Origin of the sequence: Corallococcus sp. AB011P, from assembly GCF_003611605.1 — a bacterium.
GTDB lineage: Bacteria > Myxococcota > Myxococcia > Myxococcales > Myxococcaceae > Corallococcus > Corallococcus coralloides.
Genome location: NZ_RAVX01000005.1, coordinates 508326 through 523170, shown reverse-complemented (window position 1 = coordinate 523170; position 14845 = coordinate 508326). Strand labels below are relative to the sequence as shown.

10 protein-coding genes are annotated in these 14845 nt (G+C 68.9%); 2 read left to right on the top strand and 8 right to left on the bottom strand.

Annotation, left to right across the window (positions count from 1 at the left end):
• Positions 1 to 89: 89 nt before the first annotated feature.
• The 7 genes from D7X30_RS17955 to D7X30_RS17930 form a co-directional block, all read right to left on the bottom strand.
• Positions 90 to 1805, bottom strand: a complete 1716-nt coding sequence (locus D7X30_RS17955; RefSeq protein ID WP_199724379.1) for a DEAD/DEAH box helicase — start codon at positions 1803 to 1805, stop codon at positions 90 to 92.
• Entirely contained in the window at positions 1772 to 1969 is a 198-nt protein-coding gene (locus tag D7X30_RS42325) for a hypothetical protein (protein ID WP_370038597.1), read from the bottom strand. Before D7X30_RS42325 ends, D7X30_RS17955 begins: the two co-directional genes overlap by 34 nt.
• A 34-nt stretch (positions 1970 to 2003) precedes the next feature.
• Positions 2004 to 2642 (bottom strand): adventurous gliding motility protein CglE, encoded by a 639-nt coding sequence (gene cglE, locus D7X30_RS17950; RefSeq protein ID WP_120564138.1) that lies wholly within the window; start codon positions 2640 to 2642, stop codon positions 2004 to 2006.
• Positions 2643 to 2757: 115 nt separating this feature from the next.
• A complete protein-coding gene (gene gltG / locus D7X30_RS17945) occupies positions 2758 to 4722 on the bottom strand; it encodes an adventurous gliding motility protein GltG (RefSeq protein ID WP_120564204.1) in 1965 nt (654 codons plus the stop codon).
• Positions 4723 to 4807: 85 nt separating this feature from the next.
• A complete protein-coding gene (gene cglF, locus D7X30_RS17940; protein WP_014395388.1) occupies positions 4808 to 5068 on the bottom strand; it encodes an adventurous gliding motility protein CglF in 261 nt (86 codons plus the stop codon).
• Between the two features lie 142 nt (positions 5069 to 5210).
• Positions 5211 to 6647 (bottom strand): adventurous gliding motility TPR repeat lipoprotein GltE, encoded by a 1437-nt coding sequence (gene gltE / locus D7X30_RS17935; RefSeq protein ID WP_120564137.1) that lies wholly within the window; start codon positions 6645 to 6647, stop codon positions 5211 to 5213.
• Complete coding sequence (locus D7X30_RS17930; RefSeq protein ID WP_199724375.1) at positions 6647 to 10240, bottom strand: tetratricopeptide repeat protein; 3594 nt, start codon at positions 10238 to 10240, stop codon at positions 6647 to 6649. Before D7X30_RS17930 ends, gltE begins: the two co-directional genes overlap by 1 nt.
• A 294-nt stretch (positions 10241 to 10534) precedes the next feature.
• Between D7X30_RS17930 and D7X30_RS17925 the strand changes: the two genes are divergently transcribed.
• Together D7X30_RS17925 and D7X30_RS17920 are read left to right on the top strand one after the other, a co-directional pair.
• Complete coding sequence (locus D7X30_RS17925) at positions 10535 to 11188, top strand: hypothetical protein (protein ID WP_120564135.1); 654 nt, start codon at positions 10535 to 10537, stop codon at positions 11186 to 11188.
• Between the two features lie 80 nt (positions 11189 to 11268).
• The gene (locus D7X30_RS17920; RefSeq protein ID WP_120564134.1) at positions 11269 to 12210 is read left to right on the top strand and encodes an ATP-binding protein; all 942 of its coding nucleotides are present in this window, start codon (positions 11269 to 11271) and stop codon (positions 12208 to 12210) included.
• On the opposite strand, the gene D7X30_RS17915 is transcribed toward D7X30_RS17920, so the two are convergent.
• Positions 12211 to 14796 (bottom strand): N,N-dimethylformamidase beta subunit family domain-containing protein, encoded by a 2586-nt coding sequence (locus D7X30_RS17915; RefSeq protein WP_120564133.1) that lies wholly within the window; start codon positions 14794 to 14796, stop codon positions 12211 to 12213.
• Positions 14797 to 14845: the final 49 nt, after the last annotated feature.

Below are 14845 nucleotides of genomic sequence, written 5' to 3'. Positions count from 1 at the left end.
GGGGGAATGAAACGAGGGCGCCAGCGGCCGGAGTGTACCGGCCGCGGGCGCCCCCGGGCAATCATGCAAAACCCGTCAACCGGCGGGAATTATTGGCTTTCTTGCTCGCCAGCCGAGGAAGCATTTTCCGTCGGCGACGCCGCGGATTCGGCGTCGTCAGCGGCGTCCTGCTGGCTGTCCGCGGGGGGCGTCGCGGGGGCCTCGGGGAGGGCCTTCGCGCGCTCCAGGCCGGCGCTGTCGTTGAGCTGCGTGTACAGGGCGATGGCCTTGTCACGCTGCTGCAGCTCCTCCGCGAGCTGCGCGGCGCGGGGCAGGTGCTCCCCACCGAGCTTCTCGTAGAGGGGCAGCGCCTTGTCCTTGCGGCCCGCCTGCGTCCACGTCTCCGCGGCGGCGGTGATGTCACCCAGCAGCTCCAGCCACCGGGCGCGTCCGGCGGGCTTCTGCTCCTGTTCGGCGCGGGCCAGCTCGCGCTTCGCGAGCTCCTTGGCCTCGTCCTCCAGGGTGAGCCGCTGCATGAAGTGGAACGCCTTCGGAGGAGGCAGGGGGCTCAGCACCTCCACCGCCTCGCGCCGCTGGCCCACGGCCACCAGCAGGGTCGCCGCGCCCAGACGGTCGCCGCGATCCACCAGGGCCTTCACCTCCAGGCCCCGGATGCGGTTGGCGCTGACCAGGTCCCGGGCGCGCTCGTACGCCTTGCGCGCCAGGGTCAGCTTGTTCGCGCGCTCGTACGCGAGGCCCGCCTGGTCGAACTGCCGCGCGCGCTCGTAGAGGCGGGCGACGTTCTCGAAGTCGGCCTTGGCGACGTAGTGCTCCATGAGCAGCTCGTACGCGCCGGCCTTCTCCAGCGTGGGGCCGATCTGCTCCGGGGGCAGCGTGCCCACGAGGCGGCGGACCGCGTCGTTGTCCTGGCCGGACAGCGCCGTGCGCAGCGCGCTCTTCAGGTCACCGCCCGCCTCGAACAGCCGGGTGGCATCCGCGAAGCCGTTATTGCGCTCGTGCAGGCGCGCCGCGTCGCGCGTGCGGCCCATGCCTTCCAGCTGGGTCGCCTGCTCCTTCCAGTCGCCCGTCAGCTCCGGCATCGGCGCGCGCTCGGGGCGCTCACCGCGCGGAGGACGCTCGCCACGCTCGGGGCGCTCGCCCCGGGCAGGACGCTCGCGCCGCTCACCGGCCGCGCCGCGCTCCGGACGCTCACCGCGAGGAGGACGCTCCCCGCGCTCACCCCGGTCCCGGCGCTCGCCGCGCTCCGGACGGTCACCGCGCGGAGGACGCTCGGCGCGCTCCTCACGGGCCGGGGCCGAGGGCTCCGCCGTCGGCTCACGGCCGCTGAGCGTGAAGGCCGCCTGGGAACGGTCCGCGTCGCCCGCGGCGCGCCAGACACGACCCACCAGCGACATCACGTCCACCCAGCCGTCGAACTTCTCCTTCGCGGGGTCCACGGCCGGCTTCGCGGGGGCGGCCTCGGCGGGCGCGCTCCCTTCAGCCGGCGCGGCACCCTCGGCCGGAGCAGCAGCCTCGGAGGCCGGAGCCTCCTCGGGCGCGGCTTCGGTGGTGGCGCCTGCTTCCGGCGCCGCGGCTTCCGCGCCCGCTTCCGGCAGGGCCGGCTTGGACTGGCGCTGCACGCGCAGGAGCGTGGTGATGAGGCGGCCACGCGTGTTGAGGTCCAGGTCCTCCAGCGACTTGAGGTTCATGGTCCGCAGCGAGCGGACGATGGCCTCCAGCGGACCCTTCTCCGCCCCGAAGTCGTTCTTGGAGAGCGCCTTCTCCAGGACGCTCAGCTCGGCGATGACGCGCTGGCCGGGCCCCACCGGGCCGGCGTCGCGATCACGGCCACGGCCTTCACCCCGGCCGCGCCCTTCACCCCGGCCACCGCCAGGACCGCCACGACCGCCGAAGCCTCCCGGTCCGTCACGACGGGGCCCCTGGCCCGGCGCGCCCCCGTTCGGACCGCGTCCACCCGGACGCGATCCACCGCTTCCATTCTCCTGAGCCACGTGAATCTCCCGCTAGAACGCGTAGCGAATGTTGGGCGCCACCGCGAACCCGAAGGCGCCCTTGGAGGCGAGGTAGTTCCCCACGACCTCCAGCCCCACCGAGAAGTGGCGCAGCCGCGTGTAGTACTCCACTCCGGGCCCGGCAAACACAAGAATGTCGGAATCAGGGAGGAGCTTCTTGGGAGAGAACATCGCGTAGCCCACGCCGGCACGGGCGTAGATCCAGGTGCGCTTGACCTCCTGGCTGTCGGCGAAGCCCACCAGACGGGCGCGCAGGACGGCGCCGGGCACCAGCATGGTGAAGTCACCGGACGCGGCGCCCTGCGAGTAGCCGACGTATTCCGCGCCCGCGCGGTTGGCGGAGCCCATGAAGAAGACGCCCAGGGACAGGCGCTCGCCCAGGTCCACGCCCAGCTCCACCTGGGCCATCTGGCCAGAGGAGAAGGGCCGCGGGCCGGAGTCCGCGGGCGGGTTGGTGATCCACGACGGACCGCCGTACACGCCGAAGTACACACCGCGCTCGACCTCGTTGAAGGTCACCGCGGGCCGGTCCTGCATCGCGGAACCGGCGCTGGGGGTGTCCTGGGCGCCCGCCATCGCGGGAAGGAGGAGCGCGGCGCTCAGGGCAAGAGGAGCAAGGACTTTCTGCATGGAGGGCAGCCTGGTGGGGGGCAGTCCTCCCGCGGGGGCGGGAGGTTGAAGTGAAGAAGCGGGCAGCCCCGTGTCCAGGACCGCCCGCGCGGGAAACGGATGTGTTGATTCTACGTCAGTCACCGGCCTGCTTGAAGATGAACGGGTAGGTGACGATCACGGAGCCGCCACCCTTGGGCTCCGGGAACTTCCAGGTGCGCACGCGGCCAGCCACGCAGGTCTCCAGGTCCGAGTTGCCCGCCGTGGACTGCGCGACGTTGGACGTGGCCACCGAGCCGTTGGCGCTGATGATGAACTTCACGGAGACCTTGCCGCCCAGCTTGGGGAAGCGGTTGAGCAGGCTCTCGTAGCAGTAGCGGATCTGCCCGCGGTTGCGCTGGATGACCTGGCGGATGAGCTCCTTGTCCAGCGAGCCCATCACTTCCGGATCCGACGAGGTGATGCCCACGTCCACGCTCTGCTTGCCGCCGAGCGTGCCCACGCCGGTGCCGTAGCTGCCGCTGCCGCCGCCACGGCCCTTGGTGCCGATGCCGCCGATGCCGATGCTGTCACCGGTGCCACCACCACCACCGCCGCTGCCGCGCAGGCCCATGCCGCCGAAGCCGCCCGCGTCTCCCGCCTTGGCGCCGAACATGTTGCCCATGGCGCTCTTGAGCTCGCCGCCCAGGCCCGACTTGCCGAAGATGGTGGAGATGCCGCCCTTGCCACCGCCGAAGATCTTCGCGGTGAGGGCGCGCGCCTCGTCCTTCTTGTTCGGGTCGCCCTTGGGCGCGGCGCGGTTGTTGGTCTTGGGCGCGTCCTTCTTGCCCATCTGACCTTCGTCGTTGCGCTGCTTCTGGGCCATCTCGCCCGACTTCTTCTCCTTCTGCTGGTTCAGCTTCTCCAGGAACTTGTTCTTCTGGGTCTCCGGAGCCTTGATGATCAGCTTCGCGATGCGCGCGTCGTTGCCCGCGAGCTCATCCGCGTACTCGTCCCCTTCCCCACTCTGGTTCATGGAGTGGATGACGAACGCGGTGCCGATGAAGAACATCACCAGGAAGATGTTGAGCGCCGTGTAGTCGATGTTCTCGCCCATCGGCACGACGACGCGCTTGGGCACCGGCTGGAACTGCGCCTCCAGCGTGAGGCCGCCCAGGTCCACCCAGACGAAGTCGTCCGCTTCCAGCGTGAGGCCGTAGGCGTCACCGTCCTGGGAGGCCTTGCCGGACTCCATCACCGCTTCCAGGTCCAGCGTCTCGCCCTTGCGGGTGAGCTCGCCCTTCATCTTGCGCGCGAAGCGCAGGGTGAAGGACTGACCGTCGGTGCGCAGCACCTCGAAGGTGGGGGCGCCCAGCTTGGCGTCGCCCATCACGAAGTCCACGCCCTTGGCGCTGCCCACCGTGAAGGCCTTCTTCGCGCCGGGGGGCACGAAGAACTCGCCCACGCGCTGGTCACCCCAGAGCAGGCGCAGCGACACGCCCTGCGGCCCGTTGGACTTGGTCTTGCGCACGGTGCGCACGCGCGGCGCGGCTTCCTGCTCCTCGTGCGCGTCCTCGTCCGCCACGGGGGCCTTGGGAGCCCGCGCTGGCGCCACGGCGTTCTTCTGCGTGGGCGCGACGGAGGCGTCCAGTGCGACGGGAGCCGGCGTCGGGGCGGGCGCGGGCGTCGCTGCCACGGCGACAGGCGCGGCCACGGCCTGCGCGATGGCGGCGGCAGGGGCCACCGGCGCGACGGTCGGGTTCTTGTCCGTGGGCGCGTCCGCCTGGGCGACGGCGGCGGCTAGGTTCACCGCGGCGACAGCGGCCGGGTTCTCCAGGCGGATGGTGGTGCCACCCACGCGGACCTCGTCACCGAAGGAGACCTGCCCCTTGTTGACGCGCTTGCCGTTGACGTAGGTGCCTTCGACGCTGCCCATGTCGATGATGGACATGGAGCCGTCGGCGGCAACTTCGATGACGGAGTGGATACGGCTGACCTTGTCGTCCTCCAGGCACAGGTGCGCGGAGGAGAGACGACCAATCTTGATGATGTCGCGCTCGTAGTCCTTGGAGGCGACCAACGTGTCGCCCTTGAAGACCTTGAGTGTCAGGGGTACGGCCATGGAGGGCTCCCGGTAGGCTTTGGCGCTCTTGGACAACGGTGCCGGCGGAAGGTTCCCGCCGCCGGTTCAATCCGTGGTGGGGGGATTACAGCTCGCCCACGGACTGCATCACCTTGTCCTCGAAGTCTTCGCGGATGCGGATGAGGTTGGAGTGCTTCACGGTCTTGCGCGCCTCGACGTACTCGCCGTCCGGCTTCGTGAGGTCACCCTCGATGGTGTCGTCCTCGAAGTCGACGCTGGTCGTCTTCTGCATCCTGGCGCCGCCACCCTCACTCTTGCCGCCTTCGTCCTGGGCGAAGGCCGGGGCCACCGACAACGTCATGCACAGCATCAGCCACTTCCGCATCCTGCCTCCACGTGGGGCCTTCCCAAGGCCCACTGGTGTTTCCGCATGGTGGGCCCCCGCCCTGGAAAGCGAGGGGCTCACAAGGTTCGCATCTTCCCGAGCCGCGCCGCCAGCGTGAAGCCACTGGCGGGCGTCTCCCACATCACAGCAGGTCGTCCGTCGGCTCGTCGGAGTCCACCGGGGCTGCATTCTTCTGGGCAGGGGCCGTCTGCGTGCCACCCGCCGGGGTGGCGGCCGGCTGCTGCGCGCCCGTGCCGGAGGCCGGCGTGGCCTGCGGGGTGGTGCCGGTGCCGGACGCGGGCGTCGCTCCACCCGGAGGCGTCTGGCCCTTCTGCTTCGCCTCTTCCGCCTTCATCGCGGCCTGCTGCTGGGCCTGGAGCGCCTCCAGTTGCTTGGCCTGGGCCTCCGCGGCCGACGCCTCGCGCTTTGCCTGCACGATGCTCTCCGCCTCGCGCATGAGGCTGAAGACAGGCGCTTCGGCATTGAGCGCGACCTCGCCGCCGGCGAGCGCGACGTACTTCTTGTAGAGCTCCACCGCGCGCTCGGGAGCGTCCTTCACCTTGTGCAGGATGATGCCGCGGTTGAGGTACGTGGCGCCCAGGTCGGGGTTGAGCTTCTCCGCCTCGTCGTACTCCTGCATGGCCTTGTCGTACTGGCCCTGGCCCTTGAGCGCGATGCCCAGGTCCACGTGCGCGGCAGCGTTCTTGCCGTCCGACTGCAGGATGCGGCGCAGGTGCTCCTCCGCGCCGGGGAAGTCCTCCGCGTTGAGCGCCAGCTGGGCCAGCTCCACATGCGCCGGCACGTAGTCCGCCTTCGCCTCCAGGGCGCTCTTGAACTGCAGGCGCGCGCCCTCGGTGTCGCCCTCCTTCAGGAGGATGAGGCCCACGGCCTGGTGCAGCTCCGGATCCGTGCCGTCCAGCTTCACCGCGCGCAGCGCGACGAGCTTCGCCATGGCCAGCTGCTTGCGATCCAGGTAGCTGCGGATCATGACCTTGAGGGCGTTGGTGTTCATCGGGTCGCGCATGAGCGCGGCGCGAGACAGCTCCATCGCCTTGTCGTGGTCGTTGTTCTGCCGGTAGATCTCCGCGAGCCGCGCGCGCGAGCCCGCGTCGTCCGGGTAGCGCGTGAGCACGTCCTGGTAGAGCGCCACGGCGCCGGCCACGTCGCCGCCGTTCTGCTTCATGATGGCCAGGTTGTCGGACGCCTGACGCAGGGACGGCTTCTTGGTGAGCGCGGACGCGTAGCGGGCCTTGGCCTCGTCGGGCTTACCCATGCGCTCGGCGATGACGCCCAGGTTGTACTCGGCCTCCGCCAGGTTCTGGTCCGCCTCCAGGGCGGCCTTGAACTTGCGCTCCAGCGACGGGTAGTCGAAGGCCTTGGCCTTCTTCTGCGCGTCGAAGGACTTCGTCGCGTCATCGAACAGCAGCATGGCGCGGTTGGAGATGGAGACCGGGCCCGTGGCGACCACGGGCTTGGCGACGGGCGCCGGGGTGTTGGTCTGCGTGGTGGAGCAGCCGACAGCGGTCAGCGCCAGCGTGGCCAGCAGGAGGGGGCGGAACGGGTGCATGCGGCGATTCATTAGAGGAAGTCCTCCGGCTCCTGATCATCAACAGTCTTCTTGGGGGCGCCGTCCTTGGACGCGGCGGCGGGCTTGGCGACCTCGGACTCGGTCTGCTGGCGAAGGGCGTTCGTCAGCGCGGACAGGTCCTCGTTGAGCGCCTCGCTCTTGGCCTGCTTCTCCGGTTCCACCTTGGTGACCGGGGGCGGGATGTCCTGCACGGCGGCCAGGAGGTCGCCGCCCAGCACCAGCTCCTTGTTCTTCAGCGCGAGCTTCTCCTCCAGCACCTCCGGGTAGCGGTCCGGGGCGTAGGTGGTGCGGAGGATCTTCAGGCTCGCCGCGGCGCAGTCGTTGAACACGCCCAGCTCGCGGCTCTTGGCCACCGCACCGGAGAAGGCCTCCGTGGCCTTGTCCTTGAGCGGCTGCGCCTGGTTGCTGAACTCGTCGCGCAGGGCCTGCTGCGACTCCTCGTCCAGGCCTCGCGGCATGGGCGCGTTCACGACGAGCTCCGCCATGTGGTCATACGCGAGGCCAATGCGCTGCAGCGCGCAGATGGCCGGCTCCGGGGCGCCCAGGGCCACGGTCTGCACGTACTTCTTCTGGACGACTTCCAGCGCGCGGCCCTTGTCGGCCAGCGAGCCCTTGAAGCGCTCCGGCGACGGCGGCACGCCCCAGTACAGCTTCAGGCGCTTGAACTCGTTCCAGTCCGGCTCGATGGCCAGCAGGTTCGCCTGCGCGGCGGCGGCCAGCGCGGGCTTCTCCAGCGCGGTCTGCTGACGGCGGGGCAGCTGATCGAAGTACTCGAAGATGCGCTTGTTCATGCGGCGCACGTCGTTCGTCTTCTTCATCTTCGCGTAGATGTCGGTGATGCGGCCCTCGGCCATGAGGAACTTGCTCTGGGAGCGCATGTTGTCGCGCTCGTACTCCTCCAGGAGCTTGATGGCCTTCATGTACGCGCCCTGCTTCACGTGCAGGTCCACGACGGACAGGAAGGCGGCCTCCGTGTCCTTCGACTTGGGCCACAGCTCGATGTAGTGCTCGCGGTTCTTGAGCGCGGCCTTCAGCTGGCCCAGGCCCTCGCGGTAGGTGGCCGCGTTGAACAGGGCGATCTGCGCCTTGGACTCGTCCCACTTCTGCACCACCGCGGGCTTCGCGGGGCCGTCGTCGTTGGAGGCCTGCTTGCCCTTGCCCTTGGCCTTGCTCTTCGCCTTGGCCTTCGCCGCCGGCGAGCCGCCCTTCTCGTTCAGGTTGCGCTCGTAGCCGCGCACGTAGAGCTCGTAGGTGCCCGCGGCCTCCTCGAAGTCACCGATGGCCTCCAGCGCCTCCGCGTTCGCGTAGATGGAGTCCGGCACGTACTTGGACCGGGGGTACTCCGCGAACAGGCGCTTGCGGACCTCGATGGCCTTATCCAGGCTCTTCGCCTTGTAGTAGTCGACGGACGCGTTGTAGAGCGCCAGGTCCGCGATCTCCGTCTGCGGGAAGTCGTGGACGAAGTTCAGGTACGCCTCGGCCGCCTTGGAGAACTCCTTCTTCTCCTCCAGCTGGCTGACCAGCTTGAACGACGACTGCTCGATCAGCTTCGCCAGGTCGTCGCGGAACTTGCCGGTGGCCAGCTTGTCGTTGGAGTAGAAGCGGCGGGCCCACTCGTTGACCTTCGCGAAGTCGCCCAGCAGGTTGTACGAGTCGAGGATGAGGTTGGCGGCGATTTCAGCCGCGCGCTGCCCGTCCTCGAACTTGTACTCGGGGTAACCGAGCGCGATCTCGCTGAAGCGCAGCACGGCTTCGTCGAAGTGGTTGTGGCGGTAGTAGATGTTCGCCGCCTTGAAGGCGATCTCCACGCGCTTGTCGCCCTTGGGGACGTACTTGAGGTAGCGCTCGCACGCGTCGAGCAGCGACTTCTTCAGCGTGGGGATGGCGATCTTCTTCTGGATGTCCGTGCCGGCGGACTCGGACTTGGCCTCGCCGCGCGCTTCAGCGGCCTTGACCACTTCGTCGTAGGCGAGCACGGCGTTGTAGGAGGCGTTGGTCAGCCACTTGCCCGGCTTGCCCGGCTTGGGCTTGCCCTTGTCGTCCTTGGCCTCCAGCACCTTGGCGTCCTGGAGGACGACCAGCGTGTAGTTGGCGGCGGCCTTGTCGAAGTTCTGGAGGCTGTCGTTGAGGAGTTCCGCCCAGAAGAAGCGCAGGTCATACGCCTTGGGGTTCTCCGGGAAGAGCGTGAGGTAGTCGCTGTACACGGCGTCCGCGTACTTGAAGGTCTCCTCGCTGCGCGTCTTCCTGCCCTCGTTGTGCCAGGTGACGGCGAGGTTGGAGAGCGTGCGCTCGGACAGCTCCTTCGCCTCCGCGAGCGCCTTCTTGTCCTTGTCGTCCTTGATGACGCCGGAGGACTCGACGTCCTTCATGATCTTCACGAGCCGGCGCACCTGGGCCACGGTGCGCTCCTTGTTGCCCATGCGCAGGATGCAGTCGACGATCTTGCCCTGGAAGCCAGGAGCCTCCGGCGACAGCGGCTTCTCCTTGATCAGCGAGTTGTAGGTGATGGCCGCTTCGCGGTCCTTGCCGTCGCCGTAGTACAGGTTCGCGAGCTGCTTCATCATCGCGAAGCGGTCTTCCGGATTGGTGGCGACCTTGCCGAAGTCCGCGCGCGCCTGCGTGACGTCACCCTCGCGGGCGAAGGCGCGCACGTAGTCCGCGCGCGCTTCACGCACCAGCGAGCCCTTCGCCTTGGACTTGCCGTCCTTCTCCACGGCGGCGGCGCCCGCCAGCTCACCGTAGAGGACCACGGTCTTGTACTTGTCCTTCGCGGACTCGTACTCGCCCATGTTGAAGTAGCACCAGCCCTGCTTGTAGAGGGCGAAGGCGTAGACCTGGTTCTCCGGGAACTCGGCGGCCTTCTTGTACGCGGCGAGCGCCTTCTCCAGCTCCGGGCGCTTGCCCTTGGAGTTGTTGAAGTAGTACTCGCCGAAGGCGAAGTACGCGTCCGGGATGTACTTGGACTGCGGGTACTTCTCAATCAGGCGCTTGAACGCGACGAGCGCCTTCTTGTCCTGGCCGTCCTCCATCAGGTACTGGCCGAGGAAGAAGAGCACCTCGTCCGTGCGCTCGAACTTCGGGTACTCCTGGACGATCTTCGTGTACTGCTCGACGGCGTACTTGCCGTTCTCCTTCACCTTCGCCATCAACTCCGCCTTCTCCGCCTTGGCCTTCTGCTGGGCCGCGGCGTCGTTGCGGTTCATGGCGACGATGAGCTCGTCGTCCTTCCGGTTGGCTTCGAAGAAGAAGAACTTCGACTCCTCCCAGTAGAGCTCACCCAGGCGGAACAACAGGCTGGGCGCCTCCTTCTGATCAGGAGACAGCGAGATGATCTTCCTCAGCGATTCGATCTGTTCGCGGCGCTTGGAAGCGACCTGCACTTCCACGCCCAGGCGGAACTGATCATATTGAAGCGCGGGAGCGGCCTGCTGGGCTTCCTTCGGGCGCGTGATGTCGCCTGCGAGGGACTTGTCCACGATGGTGGTGGACTTCTTGCCCAGGTCAGCGTCGCGCAGTGCTTTCTTCTCCTGGGCCGAAGCCATGGAAGTCAGGAGAACGAGGCAAACGAGTAGCGAGCGGCGCATGGTCTTCCTAGGAGCGGGGAACCGGCGTCCACGGATGCCTGCTTGCTTGGCAAGTGTCCGGGAATCTTCGGGAATTTCCATGAGGGGACTCGTACTATGCGCGGTTTGCGCAAGGCGGGTCAACTCAGACGACGGGACGTCCGGTCCGTTGGATAGCAAGCGGGAAAACTTCAATTTCGCTGTGCGCCAACGCCGCTCCAGACAGCGACAGGAAGGTTGCACGGAAGGCCCCAACAGGTATGGGAAGCTGGCGGCTGTTCGTCTGGCCGTCCTGCCTGGGGTGGTTGTCGGATCATGAGTCTTCTGCCGGAGAGCGCCAGCTTCGAGGAGCTGGTGCAGGACTACTTCCTCGCGGTGCGCGGCGCGGGCCTGATGTTGTCCGCGCTGGACACCGAGCTCGTCATCGCGTGGGCGCGGGAGGGAGTGCCCTTCGAGGTCGTGGCGCGTGGCATCTCGCGTTCGGCGGAGAAGGCGCTGTGGGACGCGCGACCCGGAGAGCCGGTGCTGCGTTCGCTGCGCGCGTGCCGGCGTCAGGTGGAGACGGAGATCCGCAAGTACCGCGACCTGTCCGCGGGCCAGGGAGAAGAGGCCCCTCCGGCCTCCTCGAAGAAGCGCCCTGCCCGTTCGTGGGAAGAGGTGCGGCACGCGCGGTTGTGCGCGGCGCTGCGGGCGCTGACGGAGCGCGAAGCCGCGATGGCGCCGCGGGTGCACCGGCTGCTGGACACGGTGCTCGCGTGCGTGCCGCGCGAGCCCGCGGCCATGGATCAACAGGAGGCGTGGGCGCTGCTGGTGCTGCTGCGCGCCCTGCCCTTCGCGGAGCGACGCACGGTGTGGCGAGATGCGCGCACCGGTGAACAACAGCTGATGACGGCCCGCGCGCGGCGTGTGTCCCGGCGCTTCCGGCTCCAGGCGGCCGTCAGACGGCGGCTGGACATGAAGGAAACCTGAAGGGTTGTCCCCCTTCCGCACGCCTGAACGAAGGTTCAGCAGGCTGACGGCCAGGGGGGACGGTGTTATGGCTGGGCGCGATGGCTGCCAAGGCGAACGGCGAGGCGTGTGGGCAGTGCGGCGGGCGGACGTACCTCATCGAGCGGCGCGGAGAGCTCGCGACCGCGCGGGTGTGTCCGTGCTCGGCGGACTGCCCGATGTGCGGTGGACGCGGGCACAGGCTGGTGCAGAAGGAAGGCACCTTCAGCGCCAAGGTGGGCCCCCGGACGTATGACGTCCTGGAGCCGTGCGTGTGCACGCTCCGGCGCACGCGCGTGGCGCTCTACAACGACGTGCAGATGCCGGGCGTCATGGCGCACGCGTCGTTCGACAACTACCGGCCCTTCAACGAGTCGCAGGACCGCGGCCGCGGCGTGGCGATGCACTTCGCCAATCAGTACGTGAAGGGCGCAACGAACAAGGGCTTCGTGCTGAGCGGGCCGGTGGGCACGGGCAAGACGCACCTCCTCGCCGCGACGCTCGGGCACCTGGTGCTGGAGCTGGGCGTGAAGTCCCGCTACGTCGAAATCTCCCTCCTCTACGCGACCATCCGGCGCGGCTTCCAGGACGGCAAGAGCGGCGGGGAGATCATCGGGCCCCTGTCGGAGGTGGAGGTGCTCGCCATCGACGAGCTGGGCAAGGGGCGCGGCAGTCCCTTCGAGATGGAGACGCTCGATGAGCTGATCGCCCGGCGCTACAACGCGGGGCGCACGACGCTCTTCGCCACGAACTACTCGCTGGAGCCGGAGCGCAAGGGCGCGCGGAGCAGCGCGCCTTCGGGCTACCGCACCACGGACGACGCCCGCTCCGCCATGAAGGACGCGGAGCTTCTTCGCGAGCGCGTGGGTGAGCGCATCTACAGCCGCCTCTGCGAGATGTGCACCTTCGTGGAGCTGCCGCGCGACACCCCGGACCGGCGGCGCACGCGGCAGGAGATGGACGCGCCGCCGCCCATGGGTGGCATGCGCAACCCGGGCCGGTGATCAGCGCTGGATGGCGCGCACCAGCGAGTTGCCCGCGTCCGCCACGTAGAGGGTGCCATCCGGCCCCACCGCGAGCCCGGCGGGCAGCACCAGCTGGGCCTCCCTGCCCGTGCCGTCGTCCGCGCCATAGCGGCCACTGCCCGCGAGCGTGGTCAGCTTCTCCGGCTCGCCGGACGCGTTGAAGGTCAGCCGGCGCACGCGGTAGTTGCCGGGGTCGGAGATGGCGAGCGAGCCGTCCAGCAGCAGCGCCAGGCCCAGGTACGGCAGCATCTGGCCCTCCTTCGGATCCCCGTCGCGGAAGCCGGGCGTGGAGCCCGCCACCACGGTGGTGACGCCGTCGCGCACGCGCACCACGCGCGCCATGCCGCTCTCCACGACGTAGGTGGTGCCGTCCACCGTCTGGACCACCGCGGAGGGACGGTAGAGCCAGTCGCCCTGGAGCGTCGTCACCGGGTTGCCGGGCGTCACCATGTCGATGCGGCGGATGACGCTGTTGTTCAAGTCCGCCACGAGCAGCGCCGTGCCGTCCGGCGTGAACGACAGGCCCGCGGGCTGGTTGAAGGCCGCCGACAGCGCGGGGCCATCCTGATAGCCCCACGTGGTGCCCGCGAACACCTCCGCCTTGCCCTCCGGGGAGATGCGACGGATGACCGCGTTCTCGGTGTCGGACACGTAGAGGTTGCCCAGCGCGTCCGAGGCGATGCCCATGGGGCCGTTGAGGCCGGTGAGCACCGTGCGGATCTTCCCGTCCGGAGACACGCGCTTCACCGTGTTGCCCAGCGAGTCCGCCGCCGCCCAGCCGCCATCCGGCAGCACGGCGACGGCGAGCGGCGCACCCAGTTCGTCAGGCCCCACCTTCGCGCCCGCGTGGCAGCGCTTGCCGGGCTGTCCCGCCACCGTCGTCACGGAGGCGGCGAACGGCCCCATGGGCGTTGGCGCCGCCGGGGGCTGGAACTTCACCAGGTCGCCCGGCAGCTTCCGGCCCAGCGCCTTGTAGAGCACGTTGGCCACGATGCGGCCCGCGCGCGGATCCGCCACGCGGTCCGCCACCCCGGCCAGCTTGTGCACGAAGTCGATGCCGCCCGAGGAGAAGACGTACGCGTCCCCCTGCTTGCGCACCACCATGTGCGCGAAGCCGAAGCCGCCCTGGAGCGACAGCGAGGGGGACTCCGCGAGCACCTCCACGCCGGCGGGCTGGCGGCCATTGGACACCAGCTGATCCACCTCGTAGCCGTTCGCCATCCACAGAGTGTCACCGGCCTTGAAGCCCGTGCCGTTGAAGGCCCAGTGCTCAGGGTTGGTGATGACGGTCGGGAAGGGCCACTGGTGCCAGCGCGCGGCGAACTGCACGCCCAGCAGCGCGTTCTCCGGACGGGGTGCGGGCAGGTCGCGGAACTTCACCGTCCTGCGCTGGTCCTTGTACGGATCCTGGGGCGCGCCCTTGTAGCAGGTGACAACACGGCGCGGGCGGCCGTCCGCGGAGGGCTCCATCCGCACCTGCCAGTACGCGTTGTTCGCGCCCAGGTTGATGATGGACCGCCCCTCCGACAGCGCGCGGTCCGCATGGTCGCGCTGCTTGGACGACCAGTACTCGTCGTGGCCGGACATCAGGAACACCTTCGCGCCACGCAGGAAGTCGTAGCTTTCGTCCATGTCCTCGTCGGTGAAGTAGCCCACGTCCAGGTCCTGCGACTCCAGCCACGTCACCAGGCTCAGGTCGTCCAGCATCAGGTGCCCCGAGCCCTGGCCCCGGTAGTAGGGCCGGTCGTAGGAGGACTGGAAGGCGCGCGAGACGCCGTGCGCCTTCATCACGCCCTTCTGATCATCGTAGAGGCTGGTGCCGCCCCAGGTGTTGTACGCCGCCCAGTTCGAGGTGGGCATGAGCACCGCGACCTCCGCGCGCGGGTTGGCGTCCCGCACGAAGAAGGGCACGTAGCGCGACGGCCGATCGTCTCTCACGAGCTTCACCACGTACACGCCGCGCACCCAGTCCTCGCCGATGGGGATCTCCAGCGTGGGGGACCAGGAACAGGCGATGACGCCCGTCGTCGGATCCGCCGGACAGTCCGCCTGCCGCGTGCCCTGCACCGGGCCGCCGCGCGCGACCTCGCGGGCACCCACGCCGCCGTAGTAGCCCAGGCGGTAGACGAACCAGCTGAACTTGCGCTCCTCGGACAGGGACACCGCCACGCGCAGCGACTCGCCCTGCGTCAGGGTGGCCTTGAGGGGGTAGCCTTCAATCTCCCGGCTGTTGGCGTTCTTGTCGATGCGCCAGCCGTTGGTGCCCTTCCTCTGGTTCTCCTTGTGGACGGCGTCCGGGTCGCGCTCGGGCAGCGCGCTGCCACCGTCAGGCAGCGTGCCCGCGTCCGGCTCCTCTTCCGGCGTGCCCGCGTCATATTCGGGAACGACGATGCCGCCGTCCGGACCGATGACGCCCGCGTCGTCGTTGCTCAGCGGCGGATCATCATGGCGGTCGCCAGGGGGAGGCGTGCCGGGTGCCGGACCGGAGTCCTTGCACCCCGAGGCCCCGGTCACCAGGAGCGCCAGCACCACCCCCAGTCCCATCCAGCGACGCCCTTGAGCCATGCCCGACCCTCCAAGGTATTCAGAGGAGGAGGGTAGGCATCGACTTCTC

What these genes read in the sequence shown, in the direction of transcription:
- cglF (WP_014395388.1), bottom strand. Translation starts at nt 5,068, where the DNA reads ATGCGGAAGTGGCTGATGCTGTGCATGACGTTGTCGGTGGCCCCGGCC.
- gltG (WP_120564204.1), bottom strand. Translation starts at nt 4,722, where the DNA reads ATGGCCGTACCCCTGACACTCAAGGTCTTCAAGGGCGACACGTTGGTC.
- D7X30_RS17915 (WP_120564133.1), bottom strand. Translation starts at nt 14,796, where the DNA reads ATGGCTCAAGGGCGTCGCTGGATGGGACTGGGGGTGGTGCTGGCGCTC.
- D7X30_RS17925 (WP_120564135.1), top strand. Translation starts at nt 10,535, where the DNA reads ATGAGTCTTCTGCCGGAGAGCGCCAGCTTCGAGGAGCTGGTGCAGGAC.
- D7X30_RS17920 (WP_120564134.1), top strand. Translation starts at nt 11,269, where the DNA reads ATGGCTGCCAAGGCGAACGGCGAGGCGTGTGGGCAGTGCGGCGGGCGG.
- gltE (WP_120564137.1), bottom strand. Translation starts at nt 6,647, where the DNA reads ATGAATCGCCGCATGCACCCGTTCCGCCCCCTCCTGCTGGCCACGCTG.
- cglE (WP_120564138.1), bottom strand. Translation starts at nt 2,642, where the DNA reads ATGCAGAAAGTCCTTGCTCCTCTTGCCCTGAGCGCCGCGCTCCTCCTT.
- D7X30_RS17930 (WP_199724375.1), bottom strand. Translation starts at nt 10,240, where the DNA reads ATGCGCCGCTCGCTACTCGTTTGCCTCGTTCTCCTGACTTCCATGGCT.